The sequence below is a fragment of the uncultured Bacteroides sp. genome (genome assembly GCF_905207245.1).
Lineage (GTDB): Bacteria > Bacteroidota > Bacteroidia > Bacteroidales > Bacteroidaceae > Bacteroides.
In genome coordinates this window covers 12,671-33,453 of record NZ_CAJLKP010000015.1, presented here as the reverse complement: position 1 = coordinate 33,453, position 20,783 = coordinate 12,671, and the positions used below count along the sequence as shown (strand labels likewise).

Below are 20,783 nucleotides of genomic sequence, written 5' to 3'. Positions count from 1 at the left end.
TTTTATTTCTACTTTTCTATTAAATCCCAGTATATAACATAACGTTGGTGATGTAAGTCATACAGTGGCTTTAGAACATTGCCCTGTGATGCTTTAAATATCAGTTCCTTACCCGTACGTTGTAAACTGTGTTCGGGGTGTTTCCGGTTTATTTGTAATGTAGTATTCAGTTCGGCCGGGATATGATAATTGTAAGTATAGTAATCATTGTATAATGCCGGATCAGAGAATGGTGCCGGAGATTGCATACCTTCTGTTCCTGATTCACCGGCCAATACCAGCGGTCCGTATAGCAGGGTTCCCTTTTGTGGATTGTCTGGCGTTGTTTCCAGTTGCAGGCTCATCGGATAATTAGCTTCAATACGATCACCGTCTTTCCATTGGCGGGTTACGGCAATGTATGATCCCGGTTTCTGTTTTACCGATACTTTTTTTCCATTGACGTTTACTTTCACATTTTTACTCCATGATGGATAGCGCAGATAAATCGTAGTGGTGACAGGCTTGTCCGTTTGGATGGTCAATGCTGTGTTTTCTTCTGCAGGGAAACTTGTTTCTTGGTGCAGAGTTATTCCTTTCGCTCTCCAGTTTACTTCTGACGGGATAAAGAGGTTTACGTAGATTCCCTGGTCATTGTGATAATAGATAGCTTCTCCATATTTAGCATGGCTTTCGAAACCACTGCCTACACAACACCAGAAGGAATTCTCCTGGGTACTATAAACTTTGTGCGAGCCGGAGAGCAAAGGCAAGAAATAGGATACCATTCCCGTTTCAGGGTCTTGTTGCCCAAGGATATGATTATAGAGTGCACGTTCGTAGTAGTCGGCAACTTTGGCATCTCCTGTCCAGCAAAACAGGTGGCGACTGAGTTTCAGCATATTGTATGTACAACAAGTCTCACCGGTATATCCGGTCAGATGTTTGGATAATTGTTGTGGATCGAAATAATGCTCTTTATCACTGCTGCATCCCGGTGCAAAGGTATGATGGTCTATCATGGTATGCCAGAAAAAATCAGTCAGTTTCCGACTACCATTATCCTGCGTCAACTCGTAGTTGCGTGCTTCGGCAAGAACTTTTGGGATAAAGGTATTCGTGTGCTTTGTTCCTAAATCATCGCGTTGTTCTTTCAGCGGATCGATAACATCATTGTGATAGAAAAATTCAGCAAGCCATTGATAACGCTCGTCGCCGGTGATGGCATAAAGATTATAAAAAGATTCGTTCACACCGCCGAATTCATTCTGTATCATCCTTTTCCGGGTGGCTTCATCCAGTGGTTTAAGTTTATTATAAGCCCAGTCGCCCATGCGGGTAACTACTTCCAATGCCTGTTTGTTATCTGTATAGAGGTATTGGTCGATCAATCCGGAGAAGAGCTTGTGTAATGTATACCAGGGTGCCCATACACTTGTCCCACGTATGTTCCGATTAATCAATTCTTCCGGATATGCACTGAGATACCCGTTTCCCAAAGCTGCTTGTACTTCTGCCAGACCTGTAACAAGGCTGTCACCTTTCAACTTGAATATTTCACTTCCGGTAGATGCGTACATGAGCGCATAGGCTGATAGTAAATGCCCTGTTGTATGTCCACGCAGTTCGCAGTCCAGTGATTCCCAGCCGCCCAGTTTTTTTACGGTCATATATCCGCCTTCACGTCCGGCAAATACTCCGGCATTGTTGCGGAAACTGTGCAGCAAACGATTGGTTGCTATGGAGGTCATCCAAATAGAATCACGCATCATATTGTCGCGAAAGCGGCTTGGCAATAAACGTACGTCTTTTAAGTCGAAACTTTCTACCTGCATCGGTGCGGTTGTCATTTTTTTCATTTTCCCGGTATGCTGTCCGGGATAAATGGATTGAGCGGAAAGACCGGTTGATAGAGCCGCACAGATTGTTATTAGGATTAAACTCTTATTTCTCATAACTTTTTTATTAATTCTTTCTTTATATATACGAAGGAGAGAAATATATTACTCAAATATCTTCCAGCTTTTCAAATGAACGAATCCATTCCACAATTACTGGTTCATTACTGATATTCCCAAAATTGAGAATAAGAGTAATGTTTGTTGGCCTTTCTGTGAAGTGCGTTCCATTATTTGACAGATAGTCTGTAATCTTGAATACATAGATATCTTTTCCTATCTTTTTAGCTTTATTCGAATCTAATTTCCAAAACTCCGGAGCACTGGCAACGCTATAGCTTAATTGCAACCAGTCTTTATTTGCGGATGCTGGAATCTTGGGTGCCTTTACAGCAATATACGGATAGTTTCTTGCGTGGTAGGAAATCCTTTTCTTTTGCATATTTACTCCGGATGATACGAATGACATAAGATTATCTACCTGTTTATAAGAGCAATTGGCGAAAGTCCATCCTTCCAGTTGAGAAAGATTCTCATTTATTTGTCCGGGGACTTTTCTTTCATTTGAGTCCTTTCCCAAATAGAACAACAGGCTGCCGAAGCCTGGGTTGTCACAAGTAAATCCCGGTCCTTCAGGACGTATCATGCCTAATACAATTTGGGTATATGGCATTTCTAACCCTTTGCGTTCAACATAGTGATTGTATGCTATTTCAAATAATGAGCGGAAACGTCCCATTCCTTCTTCCCCTAACGTAGTCCAGTTTGAATATTTTCCGGTTATATCTTTCCAGGTAAAGAAAGGTACCTCATAGCCCAGATTGGATTTGGCCAAGTATTCATAACCTTTCATAAGGCGATTGTCCAAAGCACTATACAAATCCTTGCCTTGTGTCCAGGCTATTTCAGCAATTTCCGAGAGGCATCCTAATCCTAACATAGCATGTTGCTGGTCACGTCCACTTTCCTGTATTTGGCCGGATTCTGCTACGTAGTTGGGAAGAGTTCCATTGTCATGGCCTTTCAGAAAAAACTCTATGGCGTCTTCATACAACTTTTTATCGTTTAGAAATACTCCGAATGCCATTTGTGCCTTCGTTACTGCAATTCCCCAGTTACCGTTGGTGTAAGGTTTGGTATTGTAGAAAGTAGTAAGTATAGGTTGGAATACATTTCGGAACATGTTTTCTACTTTGGGCGTATCTTTTACATCCCATCCGTTGGCATATTTATCTGCTGTATATGTATATCTCATGATTTCTGCTGCGTTTACCAGCATAAATCCTTGAAGGCCGGCACAAAGCGGATCGTCCGGACCTTCTATTTTCTTTAGGGTACTTGCATACGCTCTGATAATCTCCATTGCTTTGTCTGCATGAGGCTCTTTTCCTGTGACTATCCAAAGAATGGCATTGTAATAAGCTGCATTAAAATCTCGTTCACAAGGATCTTTGGTATAACCATATTTACCGGCACGGCTGATAGTTTCGAAAGGTCCTTTTATGCGATAATCAGCTTTTCCCTCAGGCATTCCTCGCATGATGTTGAATGAACCGTAAGCCGGTTGGGTCTCATTTCTAACAAGTTCCCGGATTCTTTTTAATGAGGACTCAGAATGAAGTAAGCCCGGATGAATAAACTCTTGACTGTTTATATTCAGCATATAAAAGAGAAGAATAAATAACGGAATAAATTTCTTTTTCATCATATTCTTAAAATAATAAGGTTAATACATATTAGATAGAAGTCAATATGTATTATATAGCTTATTATGTGCGAATTTACCTAAAGCAGTATTATACTTTTTAGTTTTATTATGGAAAATCATTCTATGAATAGTGTATTATGAGGTTAAAATGTGTTTTCAGGCGGAAATAGATGAATTTAGTTACGATCCATATTGAGTAAAAGAGCTTGCTTATTCGTTTTTATTTTAAATGCTGGTCTGGAAGAACTATAATTTAATAACATTGAAATATGAATTATGGTATGAAAGCATCTTTAAGGCGGTTGATATGTAAAGTAATAATATAAAGTAGAATTCTGAAATGAAAAAATTATTTGTAGGCGTATTATGTGTAGCTTTGTCTTTGAGTGTACAGGGCAAAGAGGTGAATATGACATCACCGGATGGAAAATACCAGTTTACGTTGAGTGATAGCGGTGGACAGTTACACTATTCTTTGACTTGGAATGGCAAACAGACAGTAAAACCTTCCTTATTGGGAATCAATGCAAATGTAGAATGGCGGGATGGAGTTGAAATAGGAACTGTGGATAGTAGTCGGAAAGATACGATCTGGCATCCGGTTTATGGGGAAAGAAGTGAAATTAAAGACTGCTATCATGCATGGAAAATAGTTGTCAACCGTCAGAACGGACGTGATAAGCTGATTCTTGATGTCCGTGCTTATGATGAGGGAATTGCCTTCCGTTACCATTTTCCGGGCGGACAATATCTGAAGATTACAGATGAGTATACAGAATATACCATGCCCGAAGGTACTAAAGCTTATTTTACCCCCAAAGCCCAGACCCCGTATTCTTATCTGCCTCTTGAAAACTGGCCGGGTGAATCGGACCGTCCGTTACTGCTGACACTGGCAGATGGAGGATATGTCTGCCTAGCTGAAGCCCAAGTGGTGGATTATGTACGTACGAAGTTCAATGTGTCACCGACTAAAAAGAATACGATTATATCGGCTATGTATGGTCCGGTAGAAGATATTGCTCCTTATTCTACTCCGTGGCGTGTAATCATGTGTGCTGACAATCCGGGTGAGATTTTGGAACACAATTATATTCTGTTAAATTTGAATCCGCCATGTCGGATTAAGGATACTTCCTGGATTAAACCAGGAAAAGTGATGCGTGAAGTGACCTTGACCACAGAAGGTGGAAAAGCTTTGGTAGACTTTGCTGTAAAACGGAATCTGCAATATATCCACTTTGATGCCGGTTGGTATGGTTTTGAGTATGATAAGGCTTCAGATGCTACTACCGTAACACTTGATCCGCGTAGGAATCCGAAAATAGATGCTCTGAATCTGAAAGAAGTGGTTACTTATGCGAAGCAGCATGGCATCGGAGTTATACTCTATGTTAATCAGCGGGCTTTGCAGCAACAGTTGGATGAGATACTCCCTTTGTATAAATCATGGGGAATTTCGGGAATTAAGTTTGGATTCGTGCAGGTAGGTTCACAGGTGTGGACTAAATGGATGCACGAAGCCGTGAAAAAGTGTGCTGATTATGGGCTGATGGTAGACATTCATGATGAATATCGTCCGACAGGTTTTAGTCGTACCTATCCTAATCTGATGACTCAGGAAGGTATTCGCGGCAATGAAGAATTTCCGGATGCCACTCATAATGTTACGTTGCCTTTTACCCGCTTTGTAGCCGGAGCAGCCGATTATACGATATGTTACTATCGCCAGGACTTTGGCAGGCTGAACGTTGAAAAAGATAATTATGGTGTTCCCCGTTCTAAGTCCATTCAGACTACACCGGCGCATCAATTGGCATTAGCAGCTGTCTATTATAGTCCCCTGCAATATATATATTGGTATGATAAGCCTTCGGATTCGCAGGACGAACCGGAATTAAAGTTCTTTGATGATGTGTACACCACCTGGGATGATACGAAGGTTTTACAAGGTGAAGTCGGTGAGTTTATTACTGTGGCTCGCCGGAGAGGAGAGGAATGGTTCATAGGCTCAATTACAAATAATGATGCACGGACGTTACCGGTTGATTTGAGTTTTCTGCCTGCAGGAAAAGATTATGTAGCTGAAATTTATACAGATGGCGACAAATCTATTCCTACACGAACGAAAGTCAGAGTCTCAAAATTCCGTGTCAATGCCAAGACTGTTCTGTATTTTAATCTGAGGGCTTCGGGAGGTTCTGCCATTCGTTTAGTGCCTGAAGTGACTAAGGATAAATCTTTGAAAACCTATAAACAACAGAAGTTGTGATGAAACATGTAAAAGAGATAGATAAAAAGTTACGGTAGTGGTGTGGCAGTATGGTAGGAGTGCAGCACCTAAGATTCAAACGGCCGAACCTATTAAATAAACATCCTCTATTGGGTGGTTACAGTTATTTCAGGATGTAGAAACTACGTTCCACCGGTTCGGCCGTCTGTACTTTACCAGCAATACCATATTGCCAGGCAACTACTGTTACTTTTACCGGAAATTTACTGCGGGGTGGGATAGGAGTGAATACAATTTGCTCTCCTTCTATTTCAGCCGGACCTTCTTTGATGTAGTAAGAGACGGGCAGTCCACAATCACTTGTGGCTTTTAAAGATAAAGAAGCGCTTCCCGCTTTCACATCGGGTAATCCTGGAAATAATATATACTGCCTTTGTCCTTCCGCATTCCGGTAGGGGATGCGGATACTGACTTCCTGAACAGTATTTTTATACTTCCGGTCTCCTGTTTGGCTTGCCAACAGACATATATCACCGGTACGGCGCAGATTATTCATACCCATCCGATAGAAAGATACCATAAATGTGGTGTCATTTACCTTTTTTACTGGTCCACAGATGCGACTGATTATCGGTGTCGCATCTGTATGCTCATCAGATAGTTTGGTTCTCAGGGAATCCGTACATACGGCTTTCAGGTGGAAAGTGATTCCATCGGCTTCCGGATTGAAGCGAGGCTGTACACGTACATGCTGTTTCTTGTCGTATGTCAGTAAACTGTCGTTTTGCTCAAAACCCAGATACTGTTCTTTCTTTCCGCAGCTTTGCGTATATCGTGCTTCAGTCGCTTCCGCTATTTCACGGTCAAAATACCAGAAAGCATCATGAGGATCACCTTTATATTGTGAATAGGGGGCGGCTTTGACTCGCTTCTTCTGATCGGGATGCCAGCGTTCTGCCAGCCAGCCTTTGGTTGGGTTTACCGGATTCAGTTTTACTTTACCGTCTTTCGTTACTTCATCCGTCAGCCGTTGATTGATAGCTTTTTCCAGAAATAGAGCAATGTATGCGGCTGTTTCATCTGCCACATCGAAATGTCCCCGTTCTGCGTCACACAGAAATGAGATACAACTTTCAGGATACATCATGCGGAAGGCCAGTGCCGGATTTACCCGGGCTTCCCACCATTCATATTCTCCTTCAATCATCAGTCCGGGTATTCCATCGATATTACGGGTACGTCCCCATTCCAGATTCTCACGCCCGTAGCCGGTAAGATTCGTACGCGGAGCATCGCCAGGGAAATGATAGCCAAAGTACGTTCCGGATTCCATGCGGCAAAATTCCAGGGATAAGTAGCCATAGCCGAATGGCCTATGGGAACGATGGGGACATTTTTCAGTTCACTATATCCGCTGACGTCTGCCAGGGAAACCATCATTTTCTCAAATATCTGTTGTGTACCTTTCGATACATCCCATTGCTGGTCGATACCGGGAGTTATCCATACAAAGCCGATTCCCAGCTTCTGCATCTTTTCGCGGAAAAGGGGATTATCAAAAAGAGTTTCTTCGCTCATATTGTGTTGTCCTACAATAATTGCTTTTACCTGCATACAGTCAGCGGGTATCCACAAGAAAGCTGTAGGATTCCGGTTCGTTTCATTAGAGACGAACCCGTCAAGAGTCACAGACCATTGCCATTCCCCTGCCCGCAAACAGGGAGAGAGGAACAGCAAGAGGATGATTGAAAAAAGCAGTCTATATCTATTCATGGTTCTTTGTTTTTTACAGTATTAATACGAACGAAGAATAAGCCTGTTTTTGCTGTATTTCGATGAGTCTTAGTATTCGTTAATAATCGTTCATTTAGAGGCTTCTTTCAGTTGTTCCGTCAGCTTATCCATATCTTCCGGGCTGGCTGCCGATGGGAATTGCAGTACTCCTTCTTTATTGACAATGGCATAATGCGGGATCGACAGCATACCGTTCCGCCCGAACTTCTCATAAATTTCCATTTTGAAAGCTTCGTTGATGATGACATGCTCTCCTTTTAAGTTATAGTGCCCTGCCATTTTTTTCCAGAGCTCAGCTTTCTGGGGAGTATCGATGGAAACATACAATAATACGATATCATTTTCGGCAGCATATTTCTGCAAAGGTTTGATGTGTGCGAACGATGCACGACAAGGACCGCACCAGGTAGCCCATACATCGATAAAGATCACTTTACCCGGGTATAAGTCAGTAATTTCCTTAAAGGTGCGTACACTGTCCGTATTCAATATATGAATGTCTTTCGGAAGTTCAGCTTCATTGAACGCTTTGTTCTTCTGTATCGCTGTTTCTAATTTCGGCATTAGCACGCTTTGTGGATGTAAAGTCTTGAACTCCTCATACAATGCAGGAATACCGGTTGCAAAATACTCACGGCTTTCGTCTTCCAGAATGAGAAGTCCCATTGCAGTCTCCTGTACCCGACCTTTTAGATTCGTTTTATACCAATCAAATAACAACTGATTGCGTTCATTGTCATCATTCGTGCGCCTTTCATGTTTCATGAAAATATCTATGCCTGCCATATTCGATACGACATCTGCAAATGCAGGAGAGAACACGCTTTCAGCCTGACCGACGTTTGCAAAATCCAACATCTGGGCGTAAGCGTCGTCCCATTCCTTCTTGACCGTTTCGGAACCTCTCCGGTAGTTACCGAAGTATTGATTCATATATGCCATCAAAGCCTGTAAGCGTATATCCTGTATGGCTCTCTGCCTGAACTGATCGTCCACCCCTGCCACTTCTTTTTCTAATGTAGTGGCGTAGTCTGTCAGCTTCTGATATACGGATGAGGCAACCGTATCCTTACCGACGTTAAAGATATCTCCCCGGCGTGCACGCAGATTAAATACGTTTTCATTCAGATCAGTCAACTTCTTGAGGATTTCATTTTCTTTCGTCAAGCCGTCAACCGGATTCAGCTCATTAGACTTGGAAGCGTCGATATCAAGCGTCTGTTTTCCCGGAGCAAGATAGATACTGCCTAAGTTTCGCTCACCATATAGAAAAAGAGACAGCTTTTCGTTCCCGTTTACAGGTAAGGTAATCTGATACGTACTGTCGGCATTTAAACGTAAAGTATCAATCTTGTTCGATAAGTAAATACCATCAGTAGTGATGTTATATACAATGGGAGCGCCGGATGTATTTGTTACTTTGCCTTCTAAAGTAATGCTCTTCTGAGTACATCCGCTCAGGAGCATAGTCGTTGCTATGCCGCCAAGGCATAAAGATTTGATGAATTCCATTATTTGTTTTTTATTTGGTTCATAATCTGAGACGCTGAAATAGTGATAAGGTTACACCGGGACAATTATTTTCTGTTATTTCTCCGTGATTGTTCATTTTATCTTAATCCCTTTTATAAAATCATTGGTTACTACTCCTTTCAGGTCCTTCATCCGTTCTCCATTGATTACTACATTTTCAAATGTCGCATTTTTCACAAGCCGTTCTTTATCCAGTCCTTCGATGACAGAGGGATTTTCGCCGATTCCCGTATAAGTGATGTTGCGGAAGGTTATTCCGTCGATGCTGTTACCCGGTGCTTTGTCGTACTTCTCGTTGAAGCGTACTTTTACATAGAACAGTCGTCCTTCCTGAATGCTTTCTACCCGGATGTTCTCAAACAGAATGTTGCGAACGTGGTTCTTGTCACCGCAGTCTATCGCCATGCAACCTTGGTAGGGAGGGTCGTCTTCATCGTGTTCCAGAATATCTATGTTACGGAAAATCAGGTTCTCAATCACCTCTCCCGTAGGAGAGTCTGGGTCGCCATGACCGCCTACGTTGATGGGATGTGCTACATCTGCCCAAAGTATGGAGTTCTGCACAGTGATGTCGCCTGAGCCGCCCCACCAGTTCCAGCGGTGGTTATAAAGGGCTATGCAGTCATCCGAGTTACGCATAAAGACGTTGTCAATAAGTACATTGCGGCAACACATCATATCAATGCCATCACTCCAACCCTTGCAACTGAAAGATTTCAGGTTCCTGATTGTTATGCCTGTAGCTCCACCGCCGAAAACGGTGTAATGGTCAGGATTAACTACCGTGATACCGTCTATCAATACATTCCGGGAATCTGTAATCTCGATACCGCGGATGGGGTGATCTAATATTCCCCGCCCGATGATGCGCACGTTCTCTGCGTTATCTATCAATAACTTAGCCTTAACTACGGCACCCGGAGCCAGATAAACAGTCGTATTGCTCGGTATGCGAATTTGGTTATTCGGTAAGTCTTTCGGGCGATGTACGCCGGGGCCGAAGTACATGACTCCTTTTTCCTCCTTCTCATACGTCTCCGTCTCCAGCGGATTGGCAAAGAGGTGCAGGTTGTGCAGACGTTCACCGTTGAACTCAACAGATAGGTACTGCGGTTTATCGAGCGTAAAGAAGATGGTATTCTGTACCTGTTTATATTCCACCCGGTTGTTTAGCGGGCGTATGGCTGTTTCGCGCAGGGTGCCGTTATTCTTCTTCACCATTACTTCCACAGGGCTGCCCATGTCAAACTGTACCATAGAGGCATCCTGAACTTTGTCCATATCTACCTGGACATTGTATTCGAACAAGTTCTTCCATTCGCCGTCGGGGATGCGGACGCGAACTGTGTAGTCGTCATTGTGTGGCATGCCTGGGCGCAGGCTTGCGGGGTAGGTGACTAATTGGGCATGTGCTACACTCGTTGCAGCAAATAATAATGCTACGGCTATTTTCAATATCTGTTTCATAAATCTTTGATTTTCTGACTTTATATCATACGAATGAAAAGCGAAGTCTACTCAATCCTTCCTTAGTATCTGTTGTGAGAATGATAGTTATCAGGAAAACAACAACGGTTACCCTATACATAGAATAACCGTTGTCCGTTCCATCACAAGCAAGTCGAAACCTACTTCTTCAATGTAATAACCGTATACGAATATTTAGGGAATACATACTTGGCATTCTTGCGGGCAATAGAAGCCTTTGAAGACTTAAACACTACATTGTCCTTATTCTCATACGTATTATACTCCGTCAGTTCACAATTACCGATGGTCTGCACCTCTGCGCGGCTACCGAAGCGGAAGTTCTCAATATTCAGAATTGCTGCCTGAGGTTGGTCGGACATATTGGCTACATAGATGGTCATTTCCGTCTTTGCATCATTTATCTTAGCTGTTACGTCCAGGCTTTGGTCGCTGCTCGATGATTGTACCACATTTGGTTTCCAGGTCTTCATCATCATCTCATCGATGTGGGCGGAAGGTTGAAACCATATAGCATCGGGCGTGTAATGAATGCGTCCCTGATCCCACATATATTGTAGTCCGTGTGGTTGGAAGGTATTTGCGGTACCCAGCATCTGGAAGCAATCTCCGTAACGTTGCAGGGTATTCCAGTTGTGCGCATGTGCCAATCCGCGATCCCAGTCACAACGGCTGCCGTTCTCTTCCATCGGATGCAGGTTTAGCTTGAAGCCGGGATAATCCTTAGCCAGTTCCCGTTGCAGGTTGATACCCATTTCATTCAGGAAGGCATCTCCTCTGTCGGCAAACTCGCGAGCTCCCGAGTAGTGAGGGTCCCAAGCCAGCTTGTCGCCTTTACCTTGAGCAACGAACCATCCTGCCAATTCGGAAGAAAGCTCGTATTGTCTACCCAGGTTCTCTTCCTGCTGACGAATCTGTTGTTGCATCCGGCGTATTTCTCTCTCTTTACCTGAAGGTGCCTGTTCGAGTTCAGTCAATTGTGTACGTAGGCGTGCAATCTCCTGCTTCTGCTGCTCCGTGCCACCTCGCTTATATCCATTGCCTCCAATATTCAGCGAAGTCATAATCGACATATTGGGATCAGCTTCCCACGCAGCCTTTGCAAACTTCTTCATGCACTCTACATACCCTCTGGAGATGCCACGTTCATTATCTACCTGAATATATTTAAGATTATAGGGCTGAGGGTGTCCGTCTGCTGCACGCAAGGCTCCCCACTTCGAGCTTATCGGTCCGTTGACATACTCTACGAAGTCGCGGATATCCTCGTAACTCTCGTTCATGCTCATACCGATGATGGCTGTTGCATTAATGGCTTCGGCTGCCTGAAGCATCTCAATGAACCCAAAGCTATGGGTAGCATAAGGATTAAAACCACTACGGAAGGTAATCCGGCGTTCGTCTATCGGTCCACGCATCAGTTTCCAACGATAGAGATAGGTGTCCGCACCAACGTCTACCATAGAGCCATTATAGCGGAAGGCGGTGATGCCTTGCTTCTTCAGTGCATCAGTGAATTTAGTTTGAATAGGCCATCCACCTTCAATGCGTCCCCATGTGCCCGGTTGCAAGAAGGCAAATCCGAGGTCAACGGTGCCGGGAGCTTTGAGTGAGATGCCGAAGCTGCCATTAATAGTAGCCCCGTTCGGTGTCAGTTCATAAACAACCTTTTCATAAGAACCGTCACCTTTCAATTGATAAGGCTTTTCAGCTAGGATATTGTTGTTCTCATCACGAAGGGATACATAGATGGTAGTCGGTTTATCAGCTTTTATCCGCAGGATGCCATCATAAGACTTCCCGTTTTCGAACATAATCCCCGAGCGATAAAGGCCATGATTGGTAATACCGACCTCACCGTTTCCGGCGGCGAAAGAGATGCGTTGTGTCTGGCGTCCCATATAAGCCTTTCCGTCACGTATCAATTCGTATTTATATTGAGGATTTCCGGAAGTCAGCTTCGACCAGTATTTTGAAACCTGTTCGTTGCCATTGATCCGTGTCATCATAATCTTCTGAATGTTTTCGGGAAGAGAATCATAGACCAGAAAACGACCGGGGAACATCCATCCCGAAAGATTCTCAGGTGCGCCATATCTTCCGGCAGAATAAATGTCATTAGAGTTGAAATCATATTTCTCACCAAGATTATTCCAGTTGATCCTACTGTACACATTAGATTGATTCAAGAGATGCGGAATACGTCTTTCATCCAGCACGACGTAGATTTTAGAATAGTCTTTCCGCTCGAGGTTTAGGAAATCCACATCAATGTTTTCTTCAAAAGCTTCCCCATGAATCAGCTGGCTGAACATTCCTCCATTAGTCTGATTGTTGAGGTCTTCGATATTAGTACCGTTAAAACGTTTGGTAACGGTTGCGATCTGCTTTCCTGCATTGATGTCAATGCGAATAGGAGTCTCTGGTTGGGCAGATAAATTGCCTGCTGCCAACAAGGCCATTAAAGCGATAAATGTGTGTCTCATATGGTATAATTATTAGTGGGATAAAGTCAATCCTCAGTGTATCAAATAGATTTCGCCTCTAAATATACGATTATTGTTTGAAATACACTCAATAAATCGGTGGAATTGTTTGTTAATCTTCGCAATTGAAGTCAGATTTAGTATTACTTGCTTTGGATTTGGTCCCCAAAAATCGTTTTTTTCCACATATACATAAAAGTCCAGATAAAAGATGTCTTTTCATTTTGTTATAATTTACAATGTAGGCACTATTTTTATTATAGAATCGTTTTCGTCAAATTCCAGCTTATCAATACATACTTCCCTATGGAATCCGGCTTTTCTTCCCATGGTCACAGCATCCGGAAATTTGAAACGGTGATAGACTATGTGCCATTCATCCTTACCCGGAAGTGGCAGTACAGAATGATGTCCTGTACCGAAAATTCCCTGCTCAGGCTTTTTGCATAGTATGACTTCACTTTTAGATGCATCAATAGGACCGACCGGAGACTTGGCACGTACATAGCGTACCTGATATTCCGGACTGCGGGTATCATTTTTAGACCAGGTGAAGTAATAGTATCCGTTTCTGTAAAATACATGGGCTGCTTCGCTATAGTAAGCATCATTGTCTATCAGAATCCGTGTCGTATTCGGTTTGATTGACACCATATCTTCATTCAGTTCACATACAGCCATATAATAATTTCCCCAATACAAATACGTCTTGCCATTTGCAGGGTCCGTAAAGACATCCGGGTCGATGTTCTGTCCCTTATTCATACCTCCGGGGCGTACTTTGTCGATCAGGGGTTTGCCCGAATCTATGAAAGGCCCTGTCGGGCTATCGGCAACGGCTACTCCGATCTGTTGTTCTGCCGTATAATAGTAATAATACTTATAATTGCCATCCGGCTGTTTCTTCTCAATGATGCAGGGAGCCCATGCATTCTTCTTAGCCCAGGATACATCCTTTAAATCCAGGATAACTTCTTCTTCTTTCCAGTTCACGAGGTCGTCCGAGGAGAACGCCTTGAAAGCTGTACTTCCCCAGTTCGGTATTCCGTCAGTTGTAGGATAAATATAATACTTTCCTGTTTTTTCAGAATACATCACTTCCGGATCGGCATAGAATCCCGGGAGTACGGGATTCTTTCGGATAGAAGCCGTAGATACATACTTTCTTTTATTCTTCTGCCAGTAGCTTTCCAGCCTTTCCGCTTCTTCCATTGTCAGATGAATGACTGCGCCATGCTTGGGAGCTGTAAAGTTGGTGGTTTTCATCACTTCCTCGTTAAAGCGTCCCAGGTTTTTAAAGTTTACGAAATCGGACGTTTCAATGAAAGCGAAATTATGTGGAGTAACACTATATACGTCATACATCAATACCCATTTGTCTTCACCGATACGTTTCCATACGTTGGGGGCTTCACATGCTTTGGGCTCAAAATCATACCATCGCGGGTCGAACTCATAATTTCCGTTCGCTCTGTCCGAAACAGCATGTTTGATACCCGCCGGACCATCATGGGCAACATAAAACAGGTGATATTTGTCACCCACTTTCGTAATGTCTCCGTCAATGGCCGAAGTCTTTTCGTTCGGATATTCGAATAGAATCTGGGGCAGTGTTTCAATGGTGTCGAATTCATCATTCACATAAACATAGTATAGCTTGTTTGCCTCATTGCGGAAACGCATGGTGAAGTAAATCATCAGTTTGCCTTTTTGTGCATCGTAAGTCACTTCGGGTGCCCAGGCACAACCAATTTCACTCATCCCTGCCGACATTTTATCGAAGCGGATATTCGTGCGTTTCCAGTTTATCAGATCCCATGATTTCATGAGTACCAGTCCGCGGTTATTTCCCCAGCCATATTTGCCGTCCCGTTCCCATTGGGTGGTCCGGTAGCCGTCTCTTTGCGCAAAGACGTGTAAATCTGTCATTGCAAGATAGAAAGCTCCGTCCGGTCCGCGATAGATATGCGGGTCACGTATTCCTCGTTGATAAGCAATCGTATCCCCGGCAATCACCGGTTCACCATCGTTCAAGGCTGTAAAAGTATATCCGTCATGACTGACAGCCATGTACAGACCGTGAGTTTCATCTTTATGAAAAAACATCAGATACGCACTCATGTCTTTCTCTTGCGGAACGGCATTCCGGTAACGGAATTGACTGAACCCGGCATCTCCTTTTCCGCAAGAAAGTAAACCTGCACGCAAAGCAAAGAATCCTTTGTATTTATTATGGTGCATATCCGAGACGTCTACATCTTCTGCCAATACAGTCCAGGCATTACCGTCTTTGCTGACCATCATTTTCACTTTATTCCCCTGATTTAGCAATTTCACCTTAAAGTTTCGTCCTATCTTATTGGGAATTGTTTCGGTCTGTTCCGCATTTCTATATACAGTGAAGTTCTTCCCGTCCGATACCACGCCTGCAAAAGCCTTTTCATTGTAGAAGAGCACTAATCCGGCTTTATTGCCTTTGCCTACCTGTACATCGACCTGGGTTTCGTAACATTTATCTTCGGGTGTAACGAGCAACAAACGACCGTCAGCCGGTGAACTGCCTTTAGCATTCATCCATAGTGTATTATTCTTGAAGGAGAGCTGACCGGGAGCATACTCTTTCCAGAAAGTCCACTGCATGCCTAAACTTGTTTCCGTAAAATCATCATTCAGATTTAATCCGTGTTTGATGTTCGGATCAGAGGGTAGGGATGTGGCAGTCTTGGTGGGGCGGAACCATCCATCAGGACTATATTCCATTGGCTCTATCAAAGTCTGCCGTCCCAGGGTGTGATAACCTTTCGCATAAGCGTGATACACCATCCACCAATTACCGTTGACATCATCTATCAGTGTGCCATGACCTTTTGACCACCAGTTGTCGGTGGCACTGTACGTATGTACCACCGGATTGTAAGGAGAGTTCTCCCAAGGGCCAAGGATGCTTTTGGAACGCGCCATTACGCACATGTGACTGGTGGCAGGTCCGGCTGTACCTCCTTCGGCGGAAGTCATATAATAATAGCCATCCTTGAATAGAAGTTTGGGAGATTCCAGATACATATCATCTCCTTCTGTTTCCCAGTTTTTGGGATATACCCATCCGTCGTAAACCTTCTTGTTTTCACCTGTTATTTTTAGCCCGTCATCGCTCAGTGGTGCTACCCAGCCATTATTGGTAAAAAGATAACGGCGTCCGTCTTCACCCACTACATGTCCCGGGTCAATTCCCCTGACATCCAGCTTTACAGGCTTACTCCACGGACCGCGGATGTTGTCGGCATAAATGACGTAATTTTCGCCTTTGGAAGTAGGGTAGTAGATGTAGTACTTATCTTTATATTTCAGCAAATCGGGAGCCATGGCCGAACCTTCGTATTCGGGACATGCACGACACACAGGTTCCCAGTTCACCAGGTCTTTTGAATGCCAGATTAAAAATCCCGGTGCATAGAAGAAAGGGGAGTGAGTCATGTAATAATCTTCCCCCTCGCGCATGATGGAAGGGTCGGGATAATCACCCGGCAAAATCACTTTCGGATATTCCTGTGCGTCTGCCGGCATTGCCGTTAAGGCAAGCAGAATAAGTAGTAAGAGTTGTTTCATGATATACATCTGTACTAAAATTATATTTAAAGTTATTATCTGTTTTCGGTTCCTTTCTTCTTGTTAATACGAATTGAGAATGAATTGCACTTACTACCAATTGAAATAATATGGCTATCATTTGTTTTTCCGGCGGAAAATGTATCTTTGATAGCAATTGGAATGAGTGACTAATCGCTTTCATTCGTAGTTTATTGAAATAATCAATAGATACTTCATGATGAAAAAGACATTATTAACGTTGGTATGTACCTTTATTGCTTTATGTGCATCCGCCCAAAATACCTTTCAGTTGAAGACTTCGGGCACAGGCCCGCAATTATTGGTGGTTCAATATTCCGGTGAGGACAAACCCGAAAAAGGGAAGAAGTTCTTATTTAATATTTCCGTAAACGGTACTCTTCTTTATACGGAAGGATTAAACCGAAACCGTCACGGACTGTTTGAGGTAGTATATCCCATTCCGGATTCTGTCTTGCAGGGCAAGTCTTCCGCACTTGTTCGTTTTGAAGCATATGACGAGACGGCATCCGTGGGCAAGATTTATGATGTTTCCATAGTTCGTCAAAAGTTGGAGACCGGAATCTTTACCGACAGAAAGAACTGGCAGGGCTTGGCTAAAGACTGGACGTGTCCTTCTGATGGCACTCTTGTCTATACGGAACCGGACGGTCCTCAACACCCTTATGTCAATCAGTCCGTCATCGACCTGATGTCTTATTACGCTCTGGAAGTTAATCTGAAACTGACTGGTGTGGACAATATTCCTGTGGAAGTTTTTGCTTCCGCCAAGAATCTGAAAGCAGGAACGGACTTGAACAAGGAAAATATATACGATACCCGGCGTGCCCGTTTCACTCTGCAAAGGCAGAAGAATGGAGAGTGCAGGTTACTTATTCCTTTTTCCGTTTTTGATACTCCCAAAGCGTCACAGAGCACTATCCGGCGTATAAAGTCCATTGCCTTCCGCCTGTCCGGTGAAGGTAGGGGCAAAGTTAAAGTACTTTCCACCCGATTGCTGGAAGGAAATTCTGTGAAAACAACAGCTGACTGTTATTCAAGACCCGGTGAACCCGGCGATACCATTATTTATCCGGTGACCGTCACCAATTGCGAACCGACATCGCAGTCTGTTTACTTTTCCATTCAGAAATATGGTTGGGAGGCTTTTCCTGCCACCGTTGAACCTGCACAGTTGGAATTAGCCTCCGGTGAAACCCGGAAAGTGAATGTATGCGTGATAGTTCCACCGGGTATCCCTGCCGGAGGGAGGGAAAAACAAACTTTGCAGATTCTTCCTTCTGCCAATCCGGCTGCAGTCCGGACATTAACGTTTACCACCCTGCGCAGCATGCCGCATCCGTTTACCATCCATACGGCTGAAGGATGGGATGAAGTGCGAAGGAAAGCTGAAAATTACGACTGGGCGAAAGACCGCAAAGAGCGTTATATACAGGATGCCAAAGCATGGATTGTGCCCCTGCGTCCTCCTTATGTGGCTAATGGAGACGGTATTCCTTATCTTTGCGCCACCACCCATGAACATGGTTTGATGAATAACGCCATAGCTTGGCAACTGACCCGTAGCCCGGAGTATGCCCGCAAAGTGAAGCAGTTCTTGTTGATGATAAGCGATTATCAGAACGGTTTTCCGCTTACCCGGAAAGCTTCCCACCAGTCGTCTGTTCAGGAAGGGCACTTTTTCCAGCATTTGGCGCAGGCATACGATTTGATTCAGGATGCCGGAATACTGACTGATGCGGAATGTACGCAAATTGAATATACGTTCCGGCTCTATATAGACTTATTTCTCCGTTATAAAAGTACCGGGGGCGCCAACTGGGCTGTATCCCAACTGACAGGTGTTTTCTTTTGCGCCCTCGCCATTCAGGATTTCCAGCTTGTGGATGAAGTGCTTTATGCTCCCTCCTGTCTGATAGATAAATTCCGTACCTACACTATGCCCGATGGATGGTGGTACGAGTGTACCGTCAGTTACAACCTGTGGGTGGCAAGTGAATATGTACAGATAGGGCTGGCTTTGAATCCTTTCGGCTATTCCTTATTAACAGAGAAATTCCCGGTAGATTATAATCTTACCCCTGAATATGACAAGGTAGGAGCCAATGAAGATGCAGATCGCCGTAATTTGCATCATGGTCATAGTTTCCGTATTCGCGGTCCTATTCATCAGCCTTATGTCACCATCAAGATGATGTCCGATGCCTTGCTTCCCTTCCTTGATTATCGCGGTTGGATATTCGGTATCAACGACGCTACGGAACGTGAAGTGGGTGGAGACAGTTTCGAAATGGCCTATTACGCTTTTCGTGATCCGCGCTATGCGGCGTTCATACGTATGACGCCTAAAAGGAACGATTTGATTTACGGTGTACCGGAACTGCCCGATGCGGAACCCGCCGAAGTGCGCGGAGCTTATGCCGACAATGCCGGAGCACTGATGTTGCGTTCCACTCAAAAGGATGCCCGCGAGAAGATTCAGGCTGTATTGAAGTATGGAACCCATGGAGGTTATCACGGACATTTCGACCGGACCGGATTACTGTCATTGATGCGCTACGGACGTAGCTTCTACAATCCCGAAATGGTATGGTACAGCTATGCCCCCTACATGTACAACTTCTATGTGCAGACCAGCATCTCCAAAAACATGGTTACCGTCGACTTGAAACAGCAGGAAGCTGACGATAGTAAGCGTAGCCTGTTCCATACGGGCGATTTGTTTCAGGCGGGTTGTGTAGAAGGCACTGCCGCATGGAGTTATCCGGCATACGGCGGACTCCGCCACAGCATGAAAGGTCCGAGAGATTTTAAAGAAAAGACGGAATGGGAAGCCCGCTATTTCCCTATCCCCGATAAGCATCCGGAGTTCGGTGTACTGACCGGATTTACCGAACCCATTTTCCAACGCCGGTTGATGGTGGTTACCGATGATTATGTTGTTCTTGCTGACTATGACAAGAGCATGGAGGACAAGCAGCACCGTTTCGACCTACTGTTCCAGGTGAAAGGCTTGCTGGGACTTACTGCGGATCAAAAAGAGCATATCTCTCATACGGCACAGCTCGGCACTGACCCTTTAAGTGCCGCCCCTTTGGTGACGGATGTCAACCACTATTCCGTAACAGGAACTTTGAAAGCCAGCTTCCTGACGAAGTTCGGTCCGGATGCCGACAACCGTGGAACGCGCATATCCGGTGAAACGGGAAATCTTTATATGGACATTTACAATGCCTGGCCCAATACCCAACGCACAGCTTTCACTGGGCGTGCTCCCGAAGATCACGGAACGCAGCGCAACCTGAAGTACATGGTAGAGGGAGATGGTAAACTACTTGCCGAAGGTAGTTTCGGTGCTTGGATTTTGGGCGAAGGAAAGGTGGATGTTGATATTACGGGTATCCGGAAACTAACTCTGTCCTCTGCCACTCAACATGCTAACCGTTCTAAGACTCTGTTCTGGGCAGAAGCCATTCTGGAAACGAAAGACGGTAAGCAAATTCGCCTTGCCGATCTTCCGGTTGTCAAGAACAACGTGCAGGATAATCCTTTTGGGAATACCAGAGACTATGCCGATGGGCGCATCAATATTAGTGGAGAAAATTACCGTTGGGGGCTTCCTGCCGAACCTGTGAATGCAGGTTTTGAAACTCCTGCTCAATATACTTTTGATTTGGATGGGCTTCAGGCCGTCCGTCTGAAAACCGTTATCGGTGGAGATTATCCTCTGGGTGATGAGGCTGAAAGGCGCATTACTTTCGGAGTGCGCATGGACGCTGCTCAGGTTCGTTACCTGACTGTCATAGAGCCTTTTGAAAAAGAGAATAGTGTACAGTCTGTATTTGCTCCTTCGGCAGATAGACTGATTGTAACACTGAAGGATGGCAGGGAACAACGGTTCTATTTTTCAGGAATGGAAGAGGAGGGAGGTGTACCTGCCGTAAAGATGGAAGAATGGAAAGAAGGTGTGCTGTTGCGTGAAGAACGTACAGTATGTGATTAAAAAAAGAATGCGGAGTTCATCACGAACTCCGTAT

General features: G+C 44.3%; 8 protein-coding genes and 1 pseudogene. 2 read left to right on the top strand and 7 right to left on the bottom strand.

Translation table 11 applies throughout. The annotated features are described in order from the left end of the window. Positions 1-8: 8 nt before the first annotated feature. Both QZ135_RS06940 and QZ135_RS06935 read right to left on the bottom strand, forming a co-directional pair. The gene (locus tag QZ135_RS06940; RefSeq protein ID WP_294607121.1) at positions 9-1,934 is read right to left on the bottom strand and encodes a glycoside hydrolase family 127 protein; all 1,926 of its coding nucleotides are present in this window, start codon (positions 1,932-1,934) and stop codon (positions 9-11) included. A 52-nt stretch (positions 1,935-1,986) separates the two neighbouring features. Continuing rightward, positions 1,987-3,585 (bottom strand): alginate lyase family protein, encoded by a 1,599-nt coding sequence (locus QZ135_RS06935; protein ID WP_138292650.1) that lies wholly within the window; start codon positions 3,583-3,585, stop codon positions 1,987-1,989. A gap of 340 nt (positions 3,586-3,925) precedes the next feature. On the opposite strand from QZ135_RS06935, the gene QZ135_RS06930 reads away from it, so the two are divergent. Then, a complete protein-coding gene (locus QZ135_RS06930; RefSeq protein ID WP_294607120.1) occupies positions 3,926-5,857 on the top strand; it encodes a glycoside hydrolase family 97 protein in 1,932 nt (643 codons plus the stop codon). Between the two features lie 124 nt (positions 5,858-5,981). Here QZ135_RS06930 and QZ135_RS06925 read toward each other — a convergent pair. The 5 genes and pseudogenes from QZ135_RS06925 to QZ135_RS06905 form a co-directional block, all read right to left on the bottom strand. Then, positions 5,982-7,591 (bottom strand): annotated as a pseudogene (locus tag QZ135_RS06925) (hypothetical protein). Between the two features lie 90 nt (positions 7,592-7,681). Beyond that, complete coding sequence (locus QZ135_RS06920; protein ID WP_294607118.1) at positions 7,682-9,124, bottom strand: TlpA family protein disulfide reductase; 1,443 nt, start codon at positions 9,122-9,124, stop codon at positions 7,682-7,684. 93 nt (positions 9,125-9,217) lie between these two features. Next, complete coding sequence (locus QZ135_RS06915) at positions 9,218-10,612, bottom strand: glycosyl hydrolase family 28 protein (RefSeq protein WP_294607116.1); 1,395 nt, start codon at positions 10,610-10,612, stop codon at positions 9,218-9,220. Between the two features lie 161 nt (positions 10,613-10,773). Next, positions 10,774-13,119 (bottom strand): alpha-L-arabinofuranosidase C-terminal domain-containing protein, encoded by a 2,346-nt coding sequence (locus tag QZ135_RS06910; RefSeq protein ID WP_230372608.1) that lies wholly within the window; start codon positions 13,117-13,119, stop codon positions 10,774-10,776. A gap of 234 nt (positions 13,120-13,353) precedes the next feature. Continuing rightward, positions 13,354-16,725: a family 43 glycosylhydrolase gene (locus QZ135_RS06905; RefSeq protein WP_294607112.1), complete on the bottom strand. Its 3,372-nt coding sequence runs from the start codon at positions 16,723-16,725 to the stop codon at positions 13,354-13,356. A 217-nt stretch (positions 16,726-16,942) separates the two neighbouring features. Here QZ135_RS06905 and QZ135_RS06900 point away from each other — a divergent pair, with 217 nt between their 5' ends. Further along, the gene (locus QZ135_RS06900; RefSeq protein ID WP_294607110.1) at positions 16,943-20,749 is read left to right on the top strand and encodes a hypothetical protein; all 3,807 of its coding nucleotides are present in this window, start codon (positions 16,943-16,945) and stop codon (positions 20,747-20,749) included. Positions 20,750-20,783: the final 34 nt, after the last annotated feature.

Excerpts from the sequence above, each read along its gene's own strand:
- QZ135_RS06940 (WP_294607121.1), bottom strand. The coding sequence starts at position 1,934 with ATGAGAAATAAGAGTTTAATCCTAATAACAATCTGTGCGGCTCTATCA.
- QZ135_RS06905 (WP_294607112.1), bottom strand. The coding sequence starts at position 16,725 with ATGAAACAACTCTTACTACTTATTCTGCTTGCCTTAACGGCAATGCCG.
- QZ135_RS06930 (WP_294607120.1), top strand. The coding sequence starts at position 3,926 with ATGAAAAAATTATTTGTAGGCGTATTATGTGTAGCTTTGTCTTTGAGT.
- QZ135_RS06920 (WP_294607118.1), bottom strand. The coding sequence starts at position 9,124 with ATGGAATTCATCAAATCTTTATGCCTTGGCGGCATAGCAACGACTATG.
- QZ135_RS06900 (WP_294607110.1), top strand. The coding sequence starts at position 16,943 with ATGATGAAAAAGACATTATTAACGTTGGTATGTACCTTTATTGCTTTA.
- QZ135_RS06915 (WP_294607116.1), bottom strand. The coding sequence starts at position 10,612 with ATGAAACAGATATTGAAAATAGCCGTAGCATTATTATTTGCTGCAACG.
- QZ135_RS06935 (WP_138292650.1), bottom strand. The coding sequence starts at position 3,585 with ATGATGAAAAAGAAATTTATTCCGTTATTTATTCTTCTCTTTTATATG.
- QZ135_RS06910 (WP_230372608.1), bottom strand. The coding sequence starts at position 13,119 with ATGAGACACACATTTATCGCTTTAATGGCCTTGTTGGCAGCAGGCAAT.